This window comes from Streptomyces sp. NPDC015139 (genome assembly GCF_043079785.1).
In the GTDB taxonomy this organism is placed as follows: domain Bacteria; phylum Actinomycetota; class Actinomycetes; order Streptomycetales; family Streptomycetaceae; genus Streptomyces; species Streptomyces albidocamelliae.
On the sequence record NZ_JBIBUW010000004.1, the window covers coordinates 517,922 to 536,349 of the forward strand.

At 71.6% G+C, this 18,428-nt stretch carries 19 protein-coding genes; 16 read left to right on the plus strand and 3 right to left on the minus strand.

Annotated features, from left to right (window positions below; all coding sequences use genetic code 11):
* Positions 1-2 precede the first annotated feature (2 nt).
* The 7 genes from ACF08B_RS14560 to ACF08B_RS14590 all read left to right on the plus strand — a co-directional run bounded on the left by ACF08B_RS14560 (position 3) and on the right by ACF08B_RS14590 (position 7,010).
* Positions 3-1,280: an ATP-grasp domain-containing protein gene (locus tag ACF08B_RS14560; RefSeq protein WP_392317644.1), complete on the plus strand. Its 1,278-nt coding sequence runs from the start codon at positions 3-5 to the stop codon at positions 1,278-1,280.
* On the plus strand, positions 1,277-2,485 hold the full coding sequence (locus ACF08B_RS14565; protein WP_392317645.1) for an MFS transporter: 1,209 nt from the start codon (positions 1,277-1,279) through the stop codon (positions 2,483-2,485). The genes ACF08B_RS14560 and ACF08B_RS14565 overlap by 4 nt, the downstream gene beginning before the upstream one ends.
* Before the next feature lie 163 nt (positions 2,486-2,648).
* Positions 2,649-3,953, plus strand: coding sequence for a TrpB-like pyridoxal phosphate-dependent enzyme (locus tag ACF08B_RS14570; protein ID WP_392317646.1), 1,305 nt, complete (start codon positions 2,649-2,651; stop codon positions 3,951-3,953).
* A 70-nt stretch (positions 3,954-4,023) separates the two neighbouring features.
* Positions 4,024-4,743 carry a flavodoxin family protein gene (locus ACF08B_RS14575; RefSeq protein ID WP_392317647.1) on the plus strand — a complete coding sequence of 240 codons (720 nt, stop codon included), beginning with the start codon at positions 4,024-4,026 and terminating at the stop codon, positions 4,741-4,743.
* Between the two features lie 64 nt (positions 4,744-4,807).
* Complete coding sequence (locus ACF08B_RS14580) at positions 4,808-5,152, plus strand: hypothetical protein (protein ID WP_392317648.1); 345 nt, start codon at positions 4,808-4,810, stop codon at positions 5,150-5,152.
* A complete protein-coding gene (locus ACF08B_RS14585; RefSeq protein ID WP_392317649.1) occupies positions 5,149-5,499 on the plus strand; it encodes a chorismate mutase in 351 nt (116 codons plus the stop codon). The genes ACF08B_RS14580 and ACF08B_RS14585 overlap by 4 nt, the downstream gene beginning before the upstream one ends.
* Positions 5,496-7,010, plus strand: coding sequence for a UbiD family decarboxylase domain-containing protein (locus ACF08B_RS14590; RefSeq protein ID WP_392317650.1), 1,515 nt, complete (start codon positions 5,496-5,498; stop codon positions 7,008-7,010). The genes ACF08B_RS14585 and ACF08B_RS14590 overlap by 4 nt, the downstream gene beginning before the upstream one ends.
* On the opposite strand, the gene ACF08B_RS14595 is transcribed toward ACF08B_RS14590, so the two are convergent.
* Positions 6,952-8,481, minus strand: a complete 1,530-nt coding sequence (locus ACF08B_RS14595; protein WP_392317651.1) for a PLP-dependent aminotransferase family protein — start codon at positions 8,479-8,481, stop codon at positions 6,952-6,954. The genes ACF08B_RS14590 and ACF08B_RS14595 overlap by 59 nt on opposite strands.
* A 216-nt stretch (positions 8,482-8,697) precedes the next feature.
* Here ACF08B_RS14595 and ACF08B_RS14600 point away from each other — a divergent pair, with 216 nt between their 5' ends.
* The 8 genes from ACF08B_RS14600 (at position 8,698) to ACF08B_RS14635 (ending at position 15,301) form a co-directional block, all read left to right on the plus strand.
* Complete coding sequence (locus ACF08B_RS14600; protein ID WP_392317652.1) at positions 8,698-9,987, plus strand: alpha/beta fold hydrolase; 1,290 nt, start codon at positions 8,698-8,700, stop codon at positions 9,985-9,987.
* A gap of 37 nt (positions 9,988-10,024) precedes the next feature.
* Positions 10,025-10,660 (plus strand): MBL fold metallo-hydrolase, encoded by a 636-nt coding sequence (locus tag ACF08B_RS14605; RefSeq protein WP_392317653.1) that lies wholly within the window; start codon positions 10,025-10,027, stop codon positions 10,658-10,660.
* A gap of 41 nt (positions 10,661-10,701) precedes the next feature.
* Positions 10,702-11,481 carry an exodeoxyribonuclease III gene (locus ACF08B_RS14610; RefSeq protein WP_392317654.1) on the plus strand — a complete coding sequence of 260 codons (780 nt, stop codon included), beginning with the start codon at positions 10,702-10,704 and terminating at the stop codon, positions 11,479-11,481.
* Positions 11,482-11,496: 15 nt separating this feature from the next.
* Complete coding sequence (locus ACF08B_RS14615) at positions 11,497-11,916, plus strand: DUF6278 family protein (protein WP_392317655.1); 420 nt, start codon at positions 11,497-11,499, stop codon at positions 11,914-11,916.
* Between the two features lie 170 nt (positions 11,917-12,086).
* Positions 12,087-12,830: an amino acid ABC transporter ATP-binding protein gene (locus ACF08B_RS14620; protein WP_392317656.1), complete on the plus strand. Its 744-nt coding sequence runs from the start codon at positions 12,087-12,089 to the stop codon at positions 12,828-12,830.
* Positions 12,831-12,847: 17 nt separating this feature from the next.
* Complete coding sequence (locus ACF08B_RS14625) at positions 12,848-13,771, plus strand: glutamate ABC transporter substrate-binding protein (RefSeq protein WP_392317657.1); 924 nt, start codon at positions 12,848-12,850, stop codon at positions 13,769-13,771.
* Between the two features lie 10 nt (positions 13,772-13,781).
* Positions 13,782-14,426, plus strand: a complete 645-nt coding sequence (locus ACF08B_RS14630; protein ID WP_392317658.1) for an amino acid ABC transporter permease — start codon at positions 13,782-13,784, stop codon at positions 14,424-14,426.
* The gene (locus tag ACF08B_RS14635) at positions 14,423-15,301 is read left to right on the plus strand and encodes an amino acid ABC transporter permease (protein ID WP_392317659.1); all 879 of its coding nucleotides are present in this window, start codon (positions 14,423-14,425) and stop codon (positions 15,299-15,301) included. Before ACF08B_RS14630 ends, ACF08B_RS14635 begins: the two co-directional genes overlap by 4 nt.
* Before the next feature lie 48 nt (positions 15,302-15,349).
* On the opposite strand, the gene ACF08B_RS14640 is transcribed toward ACF08B_RS14635, so the two are convergent.
* On the minus strand, positions 15,350-16,915 hold the full coding sequence (locus tag ACF08B_RS14640; protein ID WP_392317660.1) for a CocE/NonD family hydrolase: 1,566 nt from the start codon (positions 16,913-16,915) through the stop codon (positions 15,350-15,352).
* Positions 16,916-17,335: 420 nt separating this feature from the next.
* On the opposite strand from ACF08B_RS14640, the gene ACF08B_RS14645 reads away from it, so the two are divergent.
* Positions 17,336-17,608 carry a hypothetical protein gene (locus ACF08B_RS14645; RefSeq protein WP_392317661.1) on the plus strand — a complete coding sequence of 91 codons (273 nt, stop codon included), beginning with the start codon at positions 17,336-17,338 and terminating at the stop codon, positions 17,606-17,608.
* Positions 17,609-17,634: 26 nt separating this feature from the next.
* Here the strand turns inward: ACF08B_RS14645 and ACF08B_RS14650 are convergent, their stop codons facing one another.
* Positions 17,635-18,381: a hypothetical protein gene (locus ACF08B_RS14650; RefSeq protein ID WP_392317662.1), complete on the minus strand. Its 747-nt coding sequence runs from the start codon at positions 18,379-18,381 to the stop codon at positions 17,635-17,637.
* Positions 18,382-18,428 lie beyond the last annotated feature (47 nt).

Genomic DNA, 18,428 nt, shown 5'->3' on the forward strand with positions numbered 1-18,428 from the left:
ACATGAACCGTTCGATCCTGGTGATCTACCGGCCCGCCGCCGGGCGCTACACCGCCCAGTTCCGCAGCATCGTGGCCGCCGCCGGCGACCTCGGCGTGGCCACCGTGGTGCTCCTGCCCACCGGGTGGCAGGCGCCCGAGGCCGAGGGCCTGGCGCAGTACCACGCCGACCTGGACGACACCGCGGCCGTGCGGGCCGCCGTCGACGGGATCGTCGCCCGGCACCGTGTCGAGCGCGTCTTCCCGCTGTTCGAGGGCGATGTGCTGCCCGCCAGCCGCGCCCGGCGCGACCACGGCATCCCCGGCCTCACCCCGGACCAGGCGCTCAACTTCCGCGACAAGAACGTGATGCACCGCCGGGCCGAGGAACTGGGCGTGCGGGTCGCCAGGTCCTGCCGCCCGGACACCGTCGGCGCGATCACGGAGTTCGCCGAGGAGGTGGGCTACCCGATCGTCGTCAAGCCGTACGCGGGCTGGGCCTGCGGCCGCACCTACCGGGTGGACGGCCCCGCCGAACTGCGGGACGTCTGGCAGGAGATGGGCGACGACCGGCACGAGTACCGGGTCGAGGAGTTCATCCGCGGCACGGAGTACCACGTCGACTCGCTCTTCAAGGACGGTGAAGCGGTCTTCGCGCAGCTCTCCCGTTACACCTACTCCGTCCTGGAGTACCGCAACGAGCCCGGCGGCACCATCTCCCGCAAGTACGACCTGTCGGCGGGGGAGCAGCGCATCCTGGACCTCAACACGGTGGTGCTGCGCGGTTTCGGCCTGGACACCGGTGTGGTGCACGCCGAGTTCTTCCTGCTGGACGACGGCGACGTGGTGTTCGGGGAGGCGGGGGCGCGGGCCGGCGGCGGCTCCATCGTCCCGGCGATCGAGGCCGGACGCGGGATCAATCTCGCGGGGGAGTGGTGCCGGCTGGAGCTCGACCCGGCACACCGCACCGAGGCCCGGCCGGGCCCCGAGATCGGCACCGAGTACCTCACCTCCGACCGGTACGGCCACATCACCGCCATCACCACCCCGGCCGAACTCATGGCGCTGGACGGGGTCCTGGACGCCGACGTGTGGAAGCGGGTCGACGACGTCCTGGCCCCGCCGACCGCCTCCAACGACGTCCTGGGCTGGTACGTCTGCGAGGGCACCGACTTCGAGGACATCCGGGCCCGCTTCAAGGCGGTGCGGGACGCCTTCCGCGTGGAGACGGAGCCCGGCGAGGGCACCGGCGCCATGGCCGGGTCCGTCGCCGCGACGGCGGGCGGGCAGGCGCAGCGATGACGTGGCTGACCCGGTTACGGGCACTCCCGCTCGCGCTGCGGGTGCTGTTCCTCGCCTCCTTCATCAACCGCGCGGGCATGTTCGTCTTCCCGCTGCTCGCCGTCTACCTGGTGCGCGGCAAGGACCTCAGCCCCGGCGAGGCCGGCCTGCTGATCTCCGTCGGCAGCACCGGCCTGCTCGCGGGCAGCCTGCTGAGCGGGCCCCTGCGCGACCGGCGTACGGCCCTGCTCACCGCGCTGCTGCTGAACGCCTGCGGCTATCTCGGCCTCGCCGTGCTGGACGGGCCGCCGTGGACGTACGCCGGACTGCTCTTCGTCGCCCTGGTCGGCATGGGCATGTTCGGTCCGGCGTCCAACACCCTGGTGGCCGACCTGACCGAGCCCGATCAGCGACCCTTCGCCTACACGGTGAGCTACATCGGCAACAACCTCGGCATGGGCATCGGCCCGCTGCTGGGAGGCCTCGCGGCGGCGTACTCCTACCACGTCATGTTCGCGGGCAACATCATCGCCGGCCTGGTGTGCGCCGCGATGATCGCCCTGTGGGTGCCGTCCGAGCGGCGTGACCGGGACAAGACCAGGAAGGACAGAACGCGTTCGGGTCCGCTCGGCCACCGCCACGTCCTGCTCCTGGTGCTGGTGTCCTTCTTCTACGTGGTGCCGCTGATCGGTCTCGAGTACGCGCTGCCGCTCGCCGTCACGACGGTCCTGCACGACTCGGCGGGACTGGTCGGCGTCGTCTACACCGTCAACAGCGTCGTCGTGGTCGGCCTCGGGCTCGCCATGGAGAAGCGCATGCAGGGCCGGGGCACGAAGCCGCTGCTGCTCGTCAGCGGAGCGCTCTGGGCCGCGGGCCTCACCGTCATCGTCGTGGGCTTCTCGCTGCCGGCGATCCTGCTGTCCACGGTGATCTGGACGCTCGGCGAGATCATCGCCTCGGTGGTCGTGCCCACGTACATCGCCGACCACGTCGACGAGCGCAGGGTCGGCGGCTTCATGGCGCTGAACGGCTTCGTCCTGGGGCTGGCCCGGCTCGCGGTGCCCGCGGGCCTCGGCGCCCTGTGGACCGCCCAGGGCCACCGGCCCGTCTTCCTCACCCTGCTCGCCGCGCCCCTCGTCGGCATGGCCGCGTACGCCGGCTTGCGGATCCGGCCCACGGCTGCCGCCCGCCCGCCGGAGCCCGCCCCGGCCCCGGTCGGCACCTAGTGCCGCGACCGGCGTCCTGCCGGACCGACCGACCGGCCCCCCTCTGACCACCCGGACCCACTGGCCGCGACCCGAACGACGCCCACCCCGACCGACCGCCACCAGGACCACCCGGACCACCGACCTCTCGTACCGACGCACCGACGATCACAGGAAAGTGTTCATGTCTCAGACCAAGTTCCTGCTGTCCGAAGACCAGCTCCCCACCACCTGGTACAACGTGGTGGCGGACCTGCCCAAGCCGCTGGAGCCGATGCTGCACCCCGGCACCCGGCAGCCGGTCACCCCGGACGACCTGGAGCCGCTGTTCCCCGCCGAGCTCATAGCCCAGGAGTTCTCCACCGAGCGCGAGACCGACATCCCCGGCGCCGTGCTGGACGTCTACAAGCAGTGGCGCCCCAGCCCGCTGGTGCGGGCGCGGCGGCTGGAGAAGGCCCTGGACACCCCGGCGCGGATCTACTTCAAGAACGAGGGCGTCAGCCCGGCCGGCAGCCACAAGCCCAACACGGCCGTGCCGCAGGCCTATTACAACAAGCGGGCCGGCGTGGGCCGCCTGACCACGGAGACCGGCGCCGGGCAGTGGGGCAGCTCCCTGTCCCTCGCCTGCCAGTACTTCGGCCTCGTCTGCGAGGTCTACATGGTCAAGGTCAGCTACCAGCAGAAGCCCTACCGCCGCGGCCTGATGGAGACCTACGGCGCCACCGTCACCGCCAGCCCCAGCGAGCTGACCCAGGCCGGCCGGGACGCGCTCGCCGCCGACCCGGACTCGCCGGGCAGCCTGGGCCTCGCCATCTCGGAGGCGGTGGAGGCCGCGGTGACCAGCGGCGGCACCGCGAAATACGCGCTCGGCTCGGTGCTCAACCACGTGCTGATGCACCAGACGATCATCGGCAAGGAGGCGCAGCTGCAGATGGAGCTGGCCGAGGACTACCCGGACATCGTGATCGGCGCGGCGGGTGGCGGCTCCAACTTCGGCGGCCTGGCGCTGCCGTTCATCGGGGAGCAGCTGCGCGGCGGGCGGTCCGTGCGGGCCGTCGCGGTCGAGCCCGCGTCCTGCCCGACCATGACCCAGGGGCGTTTCGACTACGACTTCGGCGACACCGCCGGCATGACCCCGCTGACCAAGATGCACACCCTCGGCCACGACTTCGTGCCGCCGAGCATCCACGCGGGCGGCCTGCGCTACCACGGCATGTCCCCGATCATCAGCCAGCTCAAGGAGCTGGACTACCTGGAGGCGCGCGCGGTGCCGCAGACCGCGTGCTTCGAGGCGGGCGTCACCTTCGCCCGCAACGAGGGCATCGTGCCCGCCCCGGAGTCCACGCACGCGGTGCGCGCCGCCATCGACGAGGCGCTCGCCTGCAAGGAGTCCGGCGAGGCGAAGACCATCCTGTTCTCCCTCTCCGGCCACGGCCACTTCGACATGCAGGCCTACATCGACTACTTCGGCGGCAAGCTGACCGACTGACGCGAGAACCGAAGGCGGAGCGGGGCGGAGGGAGCCCCGCTCCGCCCTGCGATCACCACAGGGGGAGAACATGCTCACAGCACAGGGAACACCGCCGGACATACGGGGGGACGGGCCCGTCATCCTCGGCATCTCGGGATCGGAACGGGCGGGCGGCAACACCGACCTGGCACTGCAGTACACAGGAGAACTGGTGCGCGAGCGGGGCGCGCAGTTCCAGACCCTGTACCTGCGCGAGCACCGCATCTCGCCGTGCAGCCCGTGCGGCGACTGCAACAACCGCACCAGCCGGTGCGCGGTGCGCGACGACATGCCCGCCATCATCGACCGGATGCGGCAGGCCGACGGCATCGTCTACGCCGCGCCCGTGCACGGCTTCGGCCTCGCCCACCTCATGCAGATCTTCATCGAGCGGGCCGGCGTCGGCTTCCTGCGCTTCGAGCGGCCGCTCGCCAACAAGGTCGGCGGCATCATCGTCACGGCCCGCCGCTACAGCGACGCCTCCGTCCACCACCAGCTGGTCGACAATCTGCTGCTCAACCGGATGATCCTGGTGGGCAGCGGGTTCCCGGCCCTGCTGCGCAACACCGGGCAGGAGCCGGGCCTCAACGACCCCGAAGGCATGGACGCCCTGGAGCGCATGGCCCACCGGATGGTGGACATGGTCCAGCTGCTGCGCCGCCACGAGGAAGAGACCGGTGAGCCCGTGCTGCCGCTGGACGACCGGAACGAACGCGTCGTACTCCGCCGGCCCCAGCTGGTCGACAGTGCCGCCCAGCACCCCGCATGACGGCCCTGCGCCGACCCGCACTCCCTCATCACCTGCCCACCGCACGAACAGGAGCAGCCACACCATGTCCACCGTCACCCCCGCCCTCGTCGGCATCGACTTCGACAGCATCCCGTGGGAGAAGTGGCACAAGCCCGGCGCCGACGGCCGAGTGAAGATCGCGTACACCGGCGGGTACCGGGTGCGCCTGCTGGAGCTCCCCGCGGGCTTCAACGAGCTCAACTGGTGCGAGACGGGCCATCAGGGCTATGTCCTGCGGGGCGAGTTCACCATCCACTTCGACGACCGCTCGGTGCCCTGCCGGCCCGGCATGGGCTTCGTCATCCCCGGCGACGAACGGCACCGCTCGCAGGGCTCCGAGACCGAGTCCACCGTCGTCTACGTCATCGACGAGGTGCCGGCGCCGTGAACGGCCACGACAGGATCGAGGAACTGCGCGTCTCGATCGACGCACTCGACCGGCAGATCGTCGCCCTGCTCGCCGCACGCACCGCCGTCGTCCGCGAGCTGACCGAGCTCAAGCAGGACGAGCAGACGGTCCGCTCACCCCGTCGGGTGGAGCAGGTGATCGCCAAGGTGCGCGGTCTGGCGGACGCGCAGGGCATGCCGCCCGGCATCGCGGAGGCCGTGTACCGCACGCTCATCGATGAGCTGACGAACCTGCAACTGCGGCGGCTCGCCGAACGCCGGGCCGCCGCCGGAACACCCACCGCCCCGGTGCCGGCCGCCTCGGCGGCCGTGAACGGGGCGGCATGACCCGCCGCGGACTCGCCGATCTGCGCACCGCGCTCGCCGGGCTGGACCCGATGCCCGGCGAGCTGGTGCGGGTCCGGGAGGAGGTCCCGGCCCGCTTCGGGGTCGGCGCCCGCTACGCGAAGTGGGCCGGTACGCCCGCCCCGCCGCCCACCGGCCCCGGCCCCGCCGTGCTGTTCGAGCGGGTGGCACCCGGCGGCGGCGGGCCGGCCCGCTCCGTGCTCATCGGCCTGTACGGCAGCCGTCGGCGCGCCGCGGGACTGCTCGGGCTCGCCCCCGGCGAGATGGCCCACCGGCTGCTGGACGCCGCGGCCTCCCCGGTGGCGCCGACACGCCTGCCGGCCGGCCGGGCGGGCGCCCGCGAGCTGCTCGCCCCCGATCTGACGGCGCTGCCGATCCCCGTCCTCACCGACGAGGACGCGGGACCGTACCTGACGCTCGGCGCGGTCCTGGCCACCGACCCGGACACCGGTGTACGTAATCTGTCCATCCACCGGATGTGCGTGCAGAGCCCCGACCGGCTCACCATCTGGATGGTGCCCGGCCGGCACCTGGAGGCGGCCCACCAGGCGGCCCGCCGCCGGGGCGGGAATCTGCCCGTCGCCATCCACCTGGGCCTCGGACCCGCCCTGCTGCTCGCGTCCTGCTGCCCGGCGGCCCTGGTGCCGGAGGGCGTGGACGAGCTGGCGGTGGCGGGAGCCCTCGGCGGCGCGCCGGTCGAACTCGCCGGGTGCCTCACCGTCGACGCGGAGTACGTCGCCCACGCCGAGTACGTCATCGAGGGCGAACTCCTCGCGGACCTGGCCCCGGAGAACCCGCACGGCCCGTCCGCCACCCCCGAGTTCCTCGGCTACCAGGGGCGCGCCCACCCGGCGCTGCCCACGGTACGCGTCACCGGGATCACCGCACGCGACGGGGCGATACTGCAGACCGTCTCGGGCCCCGGCCACGAGCAGTCGGTGCTGCTCGGCTTCGGCATGGAGGCCGCGGTCCTCGACCGGCTGCGCCGCCTGGGAGCGCCGGTCCGGGCGGTGCACTGCCACACGGCGGGCGGCGGCCAGCTCATGGTGGTGATCCAGTGGCGGGCCAAGCGGTCCCCTGCGGACGACCGGCTGGTCCGCGCGTCCGGCGAGTCGGTCCTGGAGACGTTCCGGATGGCCAAGCTGGTCGTCTCGGTGGACGCGGACGTCGACCTCGAATCGGACGCGGACCTGTGGTGGGCGATGGTCACCCGGCTGCAGGCGGACCGGGACCTGACCGTCCTGCCCGACCGCGAGGGCTTCCCGCTCGACCCGACGCAGTCCACCGCCTACTCGGACGCCCTCTCCGCCGACGGACGCACCGCGAAGGCGCACTTCGACTGCACGGTGCCGTACGCGCAGCGCGACCGCTTCCGCCGGCCCCGCTTCACGGAGCCCGAGACGGCACCGGACGCCGTCGCACCGCCCGTGCGGCTCAGCTCCGCCCCCGCGCCTCGCGCACCGCGGCGGCCAGCAGGGCGACGCCCTCGGTGATGCGGGCGGTGGGCAGCGCGGCGTAGCCCACCAGGAACGTCGGCTCGGCAGGCGGGTCCAGGACGAAGTAGCCGGACGCGGGATACACCCGGACCCCGCGTCCGGCCGCCAGCCGCACGATCTCCTCCTCCGGCACGCCGCGCGCCCCGGTGAAGCTGGTCAGCACATGCAGCCCCGCCGCCTCTCCGGAGATGCGCACCTCGGCGCCGAGATGCTCGTAGAGCGCCTCCAGCAGCCGCCTTCTGCGCTGCCGGTACAGCCGCGTCATCCGGCTGATGTGCCGGGCGTACGCACCCGTCGCGATGAAGTCGGCCAGCGCCTCCTGGGGCACGGTCGGGGTGAGCCGGTCGGTGATCCACTTGATCCCGAGGAACGGCTGTACGAGGTGCGGCGGCAGCACCGCGTAGCCGATGCGCAGCGCCGGGAACAGGGTCTTGCTGAAGCTGCCGACGTAGACGACGGTGTCGCGGTGCCGCTCGGCGGCGAGCGCGGGCAGCCGCTCCGCGGTGAAGGTGAACTCGTTGTGGTAGTCGTCCTCCAGGACCGTCGCACCGCGTTCGTGGGCCCAGGCGATCAGGGCACGGCGGCGGGTCTGCGACATGATGAAGCCGGTGGGGAACTGGTGCGACGGCGTCACGTACACCAGCTTCACCTGCTCCGGGTCGTGTCCGTGGGCCCGCACCCGCTCGTCGATGTCCGCGACCCGCAGACCCTCCTCGTCGACGGGAACCGGCACCACGGCCGCGTCGGAGCACCCGAAGACCTGCCGCAGCACGGTATGGCTGGGGTCCTCGATGACCACCACGTCGCCCGGCCCGACCAGCATCCGCACCAGGACGTCCAGCGCCTGGGTCGCGCCACCGGTCACCATGATGTGCTCCGGACCGGCGTCGATGGCCCGGCTCTGCCGCACCAGCGTGGCGATCTCCGCGCGCAGGGCCGCCGAACCCTCGGCCGGCCCGTACCCGAGCGCGGCGGCGTCGGCCCGCCCGTACGCCTCGTGCATCGACTGCCGCCAGCGGGCGACGGGGAACGCGGCGAGCGCGGGCGTACCGTGCCGGAAGTCGAGGACGTTGCCGGGACGCCGCAGCACGGGCGGCGGCTCCCACGGCTGCCACAGCGGATTGCCGTCGTCGGTGGGCCGGGGCGGCGTGGGCACCGGCGGTACGGCCCTCGTCCGGGGCGCTCCGCCGGACGCGCCCGCCGAACCGGTGGCCGGAAGCTCGGCGACCCGGGTGCCCGAGCCACGCCGCGCGGTCAGGACCCCCTGCGCCCGCAGCAGCTCGTAGGCCCGGATGATCACCGTCCGCGAGACGCCCAGCTGCTGGGCCAGCTCGCGCGAGGCGGGCAGCGCGTCGCCGGGGCGCAGTTTGCCCGCGCGCACGAGCGCGGTGACCTGATCGCACACCTGCTGCTGCAACGTCGTACCGCTCGCCCGGTCCAGAGTGATGAGCAGTTCGGTGGATCCCACGGCGTTCCCCCCGCCCCCCGCACCGCCTGCGCGGTGTCCGGAAGTCACCCTAGTCGCCGCGCGACGCCGTCAGAGGCCGCCTGCCTCCCGGTTCGGGGACGGCCGGACGGGCGGGACGCACGGCCGAGGCCGCACGCTTTGCTGCGAACAGGATCAGACGGGCCGCCGGCTTCCCCGGCTGCGTGCGTTTTCGGGACACGTGAGAGGGTCGGGGGCGTGAGTGAGACACCGTCGAACACCCTGCAATACCGCTTTGACGGGCCGGAAGAGGCCCCCGTACTGATCCTGGGCCCCTCACTGGGCACCACCTGGCACATGTGGGACCGCCAGATACCGGAGCTGGTGAAGCAGTGGCGGGTCTTCCGGTTCGACCTGCCGGGACACGGCGGGGCCCCGGCCCACCCGGCGGGTTCGGTCGCCGAGGTGACCGCTCGGCTGCTGGCCACGCTGGACGCGCTCGGCGTGCAGCGGTTCGGGTACGCCGGGTGCGCGCTGGGCGGCGCGGTCGGCATCGAGCTCGCGCTGCGCCACCCGGAGCGGGTCGCCTCGCTGGCGCTGGTCGCGGCCTCGCCCCGGTTCGGCACCGCGGACGAGTTCCGCCAGCGCGGGGTGATCGTCCGCACGAACGGGCTCGACCCGATCGCCCGCACCTCACCGGACCGCTGGTTCACCGGCGGGTTCGCCGCCGCGCAGCCCGCGATCACCGAGTGGGCCGTGCAGATGGTCCGCACCACCGACCCGGGCTGCTACATCGCCGCCTGCGAGGCGCTCGCCGCGTTCGACGTACGGCCCGAACTGGGCCGGATCGGCGTGCCGACGCTCGTGCTGGTCGGCTCCGACGACCAGGTCACGGGCCCCGCCGAGGCCCGGACGCTGGTCGCCGGCATACCGGACGCCCGGCTCGCCGTCGTGCCGGGCGCCTCCCACCTGGTGCCGGTCGAGCAGCCCGCCGCCGTCACGGACCTGCTGGCGCACCACTTCGCCACCGCCTGGCAGCAGTCCTTCGACACCGGCCAGACGGCACTGCCGGGCATCCCGGCCGCCCCCGTCCCGCTCGCGCCGCCGCAGCCCGTACCGGTCGCGGAGATCGCCCCGGCCGCCGTACCGGCCCGGCCCGCCGGGCAGCCCGACCGGTACGAGACCGGGCTGAAGATCCGCCGGGAGGTGATGGGCGACGCGCACGTCGACCAGGAGCTGGCGCAGGCCGGCGACTTCTCCGGGGACTTCCAGGAGTTCGTCACCCGCTGCACCTGGGGCGAGATCTGGGACCGGCCGGGCCTGGACCGCCGTACCCGCAGCTGCGTCACGCTGACCGCGCTGGTCATCGGCGGCCACCTGGAGGACCTGGCCGCGCACACCCGGGCGGCCCTGCGCAACGGGCTGACCCCGGACGAGATCAAGGAAGTGCTGCTCCAGGCCGCCGTGTACTGCGGTGTGCCGGCGGCGAACAGCGCGTTCCGGGTCGCCCAGCAGGTCATCCGCGAGGAGACCACACCCGCCGAGTGAAGGCCACGTGCGGCCGCAGGCGGCAGGATGGTGAGACATGAGGTTCACCAAGAAGTCCCACGCCTGCGTCCGCCTCGAGAAGGACGGGCGGACGCTCGTCATCGATCCGGGCGGCTTCAGTGAGGAGGACGCGGCGGCCGGCGCGGACGCGATCCTGGTCACGCACGAGCACCCGGACCACTTCGACGAGGGCCGGCTGCGTACGGCGATGGAGGCGAACCCGGCCGCGGAGATCTGGACGCTCCGGTCCGTCGCCGACCGGATCACCGCGGTCTTCCCCGGGCGGGTGCACACCGTGGGCCACGGCGACACCTTCACCGCCGCCGGCTTCGACGTCCAGGTCCACGGCGAGCTGCACGCCGTGATCCACCCGGACATCCCGCGCATCACCAACGTCGGCTACCTGATCGACGATGGCCGGGTCTTCCACCCGGGCGACGCGCTCACCGTCCCCGACCGGCCCGTCGAGACCCTGATGCTCCCGGTGATGGCACCGTGGAACAAGATCTCGGAGGTGATCGAGTACGTCCGCGAGGTCGAGCCGCGGCGCGCCTACGACGTGCACGACGCGCTGCTCACCGACCTCGCCCGCCCGATCTACGACCGCCAGATCGGTGCCCTTGGCGGTACGGAGCACCTGCGGCTCGCTCCGGGAGCCTTCGCCGACCTGTGAGCCGGGACCGGTTGTCACACCCGGCAGGTAGGTTGTGAGACATGCGCATCGCCACCTGGAACGTGAACTCGATCACCGCCCGTCTCCCCCGGCTGCTGGCCTGGCTGGAGAGCAGCGGCACCGACGTGCTCTGCCTCCAGGAGGCCAAGATCGCCGAGGCGCAGTTCCCGTTCGACCAGCTGCGCGAGCTGGGCTACGAGGCCGCGGTGCACGCGACCGGCCGGTGGAACGGCGTGGCGGTGCTCTCCCGCGTCGGCCTCGAGGACGTGGTCAAGGGCCTGCCCGGCGACCCGGGCTACGACGGCGCGGTCGAGCCGCGCGCCGTCTCGGCGACGTGCGGGCCGGTCCGCGTCTGGTCGGTGTACGTGCCCAACGGCCGCGAGGTCGGCCACCCGCACTACGCGTACAAGCTCCAGTGGTTCGAGGCCCTGAAGGCTGCCGTGCAGGGCGACGCGCAGGGCAGCCGCCCGTTCGCCGTCCTCGGCGACTACAACGTGGCGCCGACCGACGACGACGTCTTCGACCCGGCCGCCTTCGAGGGCGCCACCCACGTCACCCCGGCCGAGCGCGCGGCCCTGGCGGCCCTGCGCGAGACCGGTCTGAGCGACGTGGTCCCGCGCCCCCTCAAGTACGAACACCCGTTCACCTACTGGGACTACCGCCAGCTGTGCTTCCCGAAGAACCGCGGCATGCGTATCGACCTGGTCTACGGCAACGAGCCGTTCGCCAAGGCCGTCAAGGACTCCTACGTCGACCGTGAGGAGCGCAAGGGCAAGGGCGCGTCCGATCACGCGCCGGTGGTGGTCGACCTCGACGTCTGATGCCACGCTGGGTCCATGAACATTCCGTTCCTGGGCCACCGGCACAAGAAGGACGTTCGCACGGCGCTCGCCGCCGACCCCGAGGCGGTGGCGGCGCTGTTGTCGGAGTGTGAACTGCTCCGCTCGCAGGCGGCCCAGGCGGGTGTCCGCCTCGACGACACCCCGGCCTCCCTGGAGGCCCTGGACCAGATGGTCCCGCGCTGGCGCGACGACGCCGAGATCCTGCCCTGGCTGGGCAACGACGCGGGGCTGTACCTGGGCGCGGTGGTGGTGCGCACGGTGACGGGCGCCGTCTGGCGGATCCGCCCGGACGGTGAACCCGTCGTCCTGCTCGCCTCGGGCCGTGAGGTCGAAGTGGTCCCGGCCGGACAGGAGTGGGCCGCGAGCGGCGCCCCGGAGCTGTCGCAGATGTACGCGGAGATCGCCGAGGCCTGATCCCGCGGCCGCGCACGAACCCCCGCGTCAGCCCGCTGTCCGCCCCCGGCCCGCACCCCGCCGGTGTAAATACGGCTAATGTCCGGAAGGTGCGTGTCGTCCGTCAACTCCGCCGTGCGCTGGATAGTTTGCGGCGACCACGACACAGCTGCGAGCGAGTAGGGCTGCGGATGGCCGTCGATCCGTTGATCGAACTGCGCAACGTCAACAAGTACTACGGGCAGCTGCATGTCCTCAGGGACATCGACCTGACCGTCGGCAAGGGGGAGGTGGTCGTGGTCATCGGCCCGTCCGGGTCGGGCAAGTCGACGCTGTGCAGGACGATCAACCGGCTGGAGACCATCGAGTCCGGGACCATCACGCTCGACGGGCAGCCGCTTCCGGCGGAGGGCAAGGCCCTCGCGCGGCTCCGCGCCGAGGTCGGCATGGTCTTCCAGTCCTTCAATCTCTTCGCCCACAAGACGGTCCTGCAGAACGTCTCCCTCGCCCAGATCAAGGTCCGCCGGCGCAAGAAGGACGACGCCGACCGCCGCTCCCGCGGACTCCTCGACCGCGTCGGCCTGCTGAACCAGGCCGACAAGTACCCGGCGCAGCTCTCCGGCGGCCAGCAGCAGCGCGTGGCGATCGCCCGGGCCCTCGCCATGGACCCCAAGGCGATGCTCTTCGACGAGCCCACCTCCGCCCTCGACCCGGAGATGATCAACGAGGTGCTGGAGGTCATGCGGCAGCTCGCCCGGGACGGCATGACCATGGTCGTCGTCACCCACGAGATGGGCTTCGCCCGCGCCTCCGCCAACCGCGTCGTGTTCATGGCGGACGGCCGGATCGTCGAGGACCGCAGCCCCGAGGGGTTCTTCACCAACCCGAGCAGCGAGCGGGCCAGGGACTTCCTCTCCAAGATCCTCAAGCACTGACCGGGGGAGTGCGAACCGTGTTCCGTACCGCCCGTGCGCCCCGCGCCCTGCGCGCCGTGCTGTCCGCCGCCCTCGTGCTGCTCACAGCCGCCTGCGGCAAGGAGGGCAGCCCGCCCGCCAAGGGCCCGGCCGCCGACGAGCTCCCCGTCTATCAGGTGGCGCGGGGCTTCGGCCTGCCCGGCTCCAGGACCTGGACCCGGGCGAGGAAACGCGGTCACCTCGTCGTCGGCACCAAGGAGGACCAGCCCTACCTGGCCGAGAAGGACCCGGCGACCGGCACCTACTCCGGCTTCGACGTCGAGATCGCCAAGATGCTCTCCGCCTCCCTCGGCTTCCCGCCGAAGACCGTGCGCTTCCGCACCATCGCCTCCGCCAACCGCGAGACCGCGCTGCGGAACGGCCAGATCGACTACTACGTCGGCACCTACACCATCAACGCCAACCGCAGGAAGCTCGTCGGGTTCGCCGGCCCCTACTACATGGCCGGCCAGTCCCTGCTGGTCCGCAAGGACGAGAACGACATCCACGGCCCCCAGGACCTCGCCGGCAGACGCGTCTGCTCGGCGGCCGGCTCGACGCCGTACCAGCGCATCAGGACCGACTACCCGAAGGCGGTCCTGGTCGCCTACGACACGTACTCCATCTGCGTCGACAACCTCCTCACCTACCAGGTCGACGCCGTCACCACCGACGACGCCATCCTCATCGGCTACGCCGCCAAGGCACCCGATGAACTCAAGGTCGTCGGCAGGCCGTTCTCCAGGGAGCCGTACGGCATCGGCGTCCCGCACGGCGACAACGCCCTGCGCTTCGCCCTCGACGACGCGCTGCGGGCCCGGGAGGTGAACGGCGACTGGAAGAGGGCGTACGACGCCACGCTCGGCCTCTCGGGCGTGCCCGCCCCCCACCCGCCCGCGATCGACCGCTACCCGGCGAGCTGACGAGGACGGCATGTACGTACTGAAAGACAACTTCTCGATCTACTGGGAAGGATTCCTCGGCACGGTGCAACTGACCGTCTGGTCCTCCCTGCTGGCCCTCCTCCTCGGCTTCCTGATGGCGTCCTTCCGGGTCGCCCCCGTCGCCTCTCTGCGCGTCTTCGGCACGGTCTGGGTCACCGTGCTGCGCAACACCCCGCTCACCCTGCTGTTCTTCGCGGTGCTGCTCGGACTGCCGCGGTTCGGGCTGGTCCTGCCCTTCCAGGTGTTCGCCGTCCTCGCCCTCGGCTGCTACACCTCGGCGTTCATCTGCGAGGCGATGCGCGCCGGCATCAACACCGTGCCCAGAGGGCAGGGGGAGGCCGCCCGCAGCCTCGGCATGACCTTCGGCCAGACGCTGAACCTGGTCGTCCTGCCGCAGGCGTTCCGGTCCGTCATCCCGCCCGTCGGCTCCACGCTCATCGCGCTGGCCAAGAACTCCGCCATCGCGGGCGCCTTCAGCGTCACCGAGCTGCTCGGCACCTACAGGACCATCAACGAGCTGGGCTACAACATCGTCTGGACCTTCGTCTGGATCGCCGTCGGCTATCTGATCATCACGCTCGCCATCAGCGCCCTGTTCAACTTCCTGGAGCGCACGTACGGAGTCGCCCGATGACCGAGGCCACCGCGCTCTACGACGTCCCCGGACCGCACACCCGGCGACGCCACCGCCTCTACGGCGCCGTGTCCGCCGTCGTCATCCTCGCGCTCGTCGCGTGGATCCTGTATCTGTTGGTGGACACGGAGCAGTTCACGTACGCCAAGTGGATGCCCTTCGCGTACGAGGGCATCCAGAGACTGCTGCTGCGCGGGCTCGGCAACACCCTGAAGGCCTTCGCGACGGCGGCCGTCCTCTCCCTCGCCCTCGGCGGTGTGCTGGCCGCCGGGCGGCTGTCGGACCACCGTCCGGTGCGCTGGACGGCCACGCTCGTCGTGGAGTTCTTCCGCGCCATGCCCGTCCTGGTGATGATCTTCTTCATCTTCGTGGCGCTCAAGGCGCAGCCGCTGACGGCGCTGGTCGCCGGACTCACCCTGTACAACGGCTCGGTGCTCGCCGAGGTCCTCCGCTCCGGGATCAACGCCGTCGAACGCGGCCAGCACGAGGCCGCGTTCGCGCTCGGCATGCGGAAGTCCCAGGTCATGGCCCACGTCCTCGTGCCGCAGGCGGTACGGGCCATGCTGCCCGCCATCATCAGCCAGTTGGTGGTCGCGCTGAAGGACACCTCCCTCGGCTATCTCATCACCTACGAGGAGTTCCTCCACGCCGGGAAGCTCATCGCCTCGAACCTCGACTACGATTTGCCGTTCATCCCCGTGGTGATGGTGATCTCGCCGATCTACATCGGGATGTGCATGCTGCTCTCGTGGTTCGCCGGCTGGGTGTCCCGCCGTGAGCAGCGCAGTCCCAGGACCGAGGCCGTGGCGGTCGCCACGGCCGGCCCCGGGACGCTGCTGCCGGGTGGGGAACCCCCCACGGCCCCGAGACCGTAGGGGGGCGGCAGTTCACACGGGCCAGGCTCGTCCGGCGGCAGCCGGAGATCACTGCTCGCGCAACGGGACGGACACGTACGACGGGTCGTCCGAGGGCGAGGAGAAGGTCAGCTGCGCGCCGGACGGGTTGTGCTCGATGTAGAGCGGGTCCACCGTGTCGACCACGAGGGCGAGACGGTGGCCGGCGGGGACGTCGTAGGCCGTGGAGTACAGGTCCAGGTCGACACCGAACGGCTCGCCCGGCGTCCGCCCGTGCCAGCTCAGGGGCGCGTGGGTGACCAGCTTGCCGATACCGAGCGGACCCACGTCGTACAGGTACGCGACGAGGGTGCCGCTCTCCTCGGTCGGGGTGAGCGTGGTGTGCAGGCGTGCCGTGCCGCGCACCCGCTGGGCCGTGCCGTACCGCTCCGACTGCCAGACGGCCGCCCAGCGGCGCGGCAGCAGCGGCATCGAGGCGATCGGCGGCAGCTGGGCGACCTGGTCGAGGATGCTGGAGAGGAAGACGATCCCGCCGTCCGCACCCGAGTCGACGTTGGCGTGGATGGTGGTGGAGCCCGCGAGCGCGACCTTCCGCCGGGTGGCGCCGACCGACTTCCAGTCCGGGTAGCCCTCGTATCCCCCCGCGCTACGGGACTTCAGCTGGACCGGCTGCTCGCGGTCGATGCCGTTGTCGGCGCCCCTGAGGTAGTGGTCGAACCAGCGCTCCGTGTCCGTCCACACGTCGTTCGGCAGTCCGAACAGGCCCGTCAGTTCGGCGGTCGCGTGGTCGCCGGGGCGCAGCTCCAGCCGCTTGGGGCCGGTCAGCTTCTCGTAGAAGCCGGCGTACTGGTTGGCGGGAAAGACCGTGTCGCCCCAGGCGTTGGCCAGCATGACGGCGGCGCCGTTGCTGTTCAGCTGGTCGACGTAGGTCCCGGCGGAACGTTTCCTCCCCCAGTCGATCATCTGCTGTTCCTTGGACAGGTCCGAGGCGTAGAGGTTGTCGAAGATCTCCCGCAGCTCCGGGCTCTCGCGGCCGGTGAGGGTGCCCGCCCCGTCCAGCACGGCCGCCGCCTGGACGTGCTGGGTGCGGCCGGAGTAGATGGAGTCGATCAGGTCCGCCCAGCCGCTGAGCGCGGCCACGGCCTTGATGCGCTTGTCGTGGGCGGCGGCGAGCAGGCTGATCCCGGCGCCGTACGACACCCCCGCCATGCCGATGCGCTGCGGGTCGGCCGGTGTGTGCGCGAGGGCCCAGTCGATGACCTTGGAGGCGTCCGCTATGTCGGGCGGACCGGCCACTTCTATCTGCCCGCCGGACTGCCAGAAGCCGCGGACGTTGTACGTGAGCACCACATAGCCGGAGTCGGCGAGCTTCTGGGCCTGCGCGAGGTACTCGATCTGGGGCAGGCCCCAGCTCGTGGGCAGCACGACGAGCGGGTAGTCGCGCGTGCCGTCGGCGCCCGCGGGCGTGAGGACGTTGGCCTTCAGTACGGTGCCGCCGTCGCCGGCGATGTCGACGAAGCGGACGGCCGGGGCGGCTTGGGCGGCCGGCGCGAGGCCGACGACGGTGCCGGCGATCAGCGCGGCCGAGACGGCTCCCGCGGCGGCGGTGCGCAGGGGGGTGCGGCCATGTCCCATGGGTCACTCCTTCACTTGGTCCAGTGCAAAGTGACCCGACGGTAACCGTGTCGACTTACCGCAAGTAACCCGTCGGTAAGTTACGTGCGGGTAAAGATTGTTGATCGGCGGGACTGTTGAAGGCCGGCCCCGATCCGGACGAGGCGGGTGGGGTGCGCGGGGGTGCCCCGGAGAACCGATGTGACGACCAAGATCTCTTGCCCTATGCTGCCGCTTGCGCATCCGGGGGCGGCTGGTCGTCACGACGACCAGCACCGTGACAAGTGCGTATCACGCCATTCTCCACTCGTGCTTCAGCACGCCGCCGCGCGTCCGCGCCGGCGCGACTGCTGCCCGAGCCCGCGCCCGCAAGGGTCCGGACCGGCGCGTACCGCCCCGGATCCTCAGTCACCCCGTTGTCATCGAAAGGCAGGGCACGTCATGTCGGAACGGCAGTACCTCGGTCAGGGCACCACCACCTCCGCGGAGAAGTTCTGGTACATCCTGGGCTGCGTCTACTTCGGCGCCGCCTACATGCAGAAGGTCCCGGTGAAGAAGGCCCTGAGCGAGTACGGCCTGGTGGAGATGACCGGGGCCGAGAAGTTCTGGTACGTCGTCCAGTGCATATTCTTCGGCGCCGGCTACTTCGCGAAGGTCACCATCAAGAAGGCGCTGTCCGAGGTGCGCAACTCCGGCGGATTCCCGACGGTCTGACGACGCCGCAGCGGTCGCCCGGGACCCTAGGCCGCGCCCGTCGCGGCCGGTTCCGGCACCGGCGTCTGCGCCGCCCGCGTCACATCGGCGACCAGCTCGACCACATCCGGGCCGTACGCCTGCGAGTTGACCACCTTCAGCAGCAGCACGAAGGAGCCGGCGCCGTGCTTGCGGGCCAGCCGCTCGTGGTGCCGGGCGAGATAGCGGGTGGCGGCCTGGTTGGTGATGGCCCGCTGGCCGCAGAAGAGGAACACCGGACGGGCGTCGTGCCGTCCGCCCGCGGTCAGCCGGGCCAGCAGAACGTACTCGCTCTTCCCGCTCTCCATCCGGTAGTCGTTCCCGCCGATCCGGAAGGCGCCGAGCTCCGGCCCCGCCTCCGCCTCGACGTTGATGCGGACACCCGGCAGCAGTGAGGAGAGATGGGCCGCCATCCGGCGGTTCGAGGCGGGACCGCCGAGGCAGAACTCCGTGCGCTCGCCGAACCCCTGCTGGGCGGCGTCGTGCGCGACGACCTGCGCGTGCGCGTTGCAGTCCTTGATGAGGGCGGAGAGCTCCAGCAGGGCGAACACGTCGTGCCGCATCACCGACAACTCGGGCCCGCCCGCGTTGCGGTTGACCACCAGCAGCGACTCGGAGTGGTCCGGCAGCCCGAAGAAGACCTGCTTGCGCCGCAGTCTTCGCCGCCACAGGAAGGTACGGGCGACCCAGCCCAGCGAGGCGGAGACACCCGCCGCCATGACGCCCAAAACGATGTTGCGCACGTCGTCGTTCATGGCCGCGCATGGTAGCGGGCCCGGGCGGCCGGTACGTACCCGTGTTC

Bases quoted from the DNA above. Each gene is read 5' to 3' on its own strand.
- ACF08B_RS14645 (WP_392317661.1), top strand. From the start codon at position 17,336: ATGTCGGAACGGCAGTACCTCGGTCAGGGCACCACCACCTCCGCGGAG.
- ACF08B_RS14640 (WP_392317660.1), bottom strand. From the start codon at position 16,915: ATGGGACATGGCCGCACCCCCCTGCGCACCGCCGCCGCGGGAGCCGTC.
- ACF08B_RS14570 (WP_392317646.1), top strand. From the start codon at position 2,649: ATGTCTCAGACCAAGTTCCTGCTGTCCGAAGACCAGCTCCCCACCACC.
- ACF08B_RS14560 (WP_392317644.1), top strand. From the start codon at position 3: ATGAACCGTTCGATCCTGGTGATCTACCGGCCCGCCGCCGGGCGCTAC.
- ACF08B_RS14615 (WP_392317655.1), top strand. From the start codon at position 11,497: ATGAACATTCCGTTCCTGGGCCACCGGCACAAGAAGGACGTTCGCACG.
- ACF08B_RS14605 (WP_392317653.1), top strand. From the start codon at position 10,025: ATGAGGTTCACCAAGAAGTCCCACGCCTGCGTCCGCCTCGAGAAGGAC.
- ACF08B_RS14590 (WP_392317650.1), top strand. From the start codon at position 5,496: ATGACCCGCCGCGGACTCGCCGATCTGCGCACCGCGCTCGCCGGGCTG.
- ACF08B_RS14635 (WP_392317659.1), top strand. From the start codon at position 14,423: ATGACCGAGGCCACCGCGCTCTACGACGTCCCCGGACCGCACACCCGG.
- ACF08B_RS14575 (WP_392317647.1), top strand. From the start codon at position 4,024: ATGCTCACAGCACAGGGAACACCGCCGGACATACGGGGGGACGGGCCC.
- ACF08B_RS14565 (WP_392317645.1), top strand. From the start codon at position 1,277: ATGACGTGGCTGACCCGGTTACGGGCACTCCCGCTCGCGCTGCGGGTG.
- ACF08B_RS14620 (WP_392317656.1), top strand. From the start codon at position 12,087: ATGGCCGTCGATCCGTTGATCGAACTGCGCAACGTCAACAAGTACTAC.
- ACF08B_RS14580 (WP_392317648.1), top strand. From the start codon at position 4,808: ATGTCCACCGTCACCCCCGCCCTCGTCGGCATCGACTTCGACAGCATC.
- ACF08B_RS14610 (WP_392317654.1), top strand. From the start codon at position 10,702: ATGCGCATCGCCACCTGGAACGTGAACTCGATCACCGCCCGTCTCCCC.
- ACF08B_RS14630 (WP_392317658.1), top strand. From the start codon at position 13,782: ATGTACGTACTGAAAGACAACTTCTCGATCTACTGGGAAGGATTCCTC.
- ACF08B_RS14650 (WP_392317662.1), bottom strand. From the start codon at position 18,381: ATGAACGACGACGTGCGCAACATCGTTTTGGGCGTCATGGCGGCGGGT.